The sequence below is a fragment of the Chryseobacterium sp. SIMBA_028 genome, assembly GCF_046535285.1.
GTDB lineage: Bacteria > Bacteroidota > Bacteroidia > Flavobacteriales > Weeksellaceae > Chryseobacterium.
In genome coordinates, this window is the sequence record NZ_JAWRWZ010000244.1 from 1 (window position 1) to 275 (window position 275).

Genomic DNA, 275 nt, shown 5'->3' on the forward strand with positions numbered 1-275 from the left:
CTGGCGGTGAAACTGACGATCCTGCGGCGTTTGGGATTTGAGTTGATGTCGTGGAACTGCCGGCTGAGCTTGACCACGGCATCGAGCGCAGAGCTGCCGGAGGTGGCGTAGAAGACCGAAGAGTACTCATGGGGAAGGGCGAACTCCAGCAAGCGGGTAGCAGCTTCGCGCGAGTAGGCACTGCCGCGGCGGAAGATCGGCAGGGTGGCCGCGTTGAGGTTCGCTTCGTTGATCGCTTCTGCTACCGCCACGTTGCCGTAGCCCAAGCTTGCATT

1 protein-coding gene is annotated in these 275 nt (G+C 61.5%); it reads right to left on the reverse strand.

Annotated elements, in window-relative coordinates; all coding sequences use genetic code 11:
• Positions 1-275 (reverse strand): hypothetical protein (locus tag SCA31_RS23315; protein WP_410699399.1); only part of this gene is annotated, 275 nt, incomplete at both ends.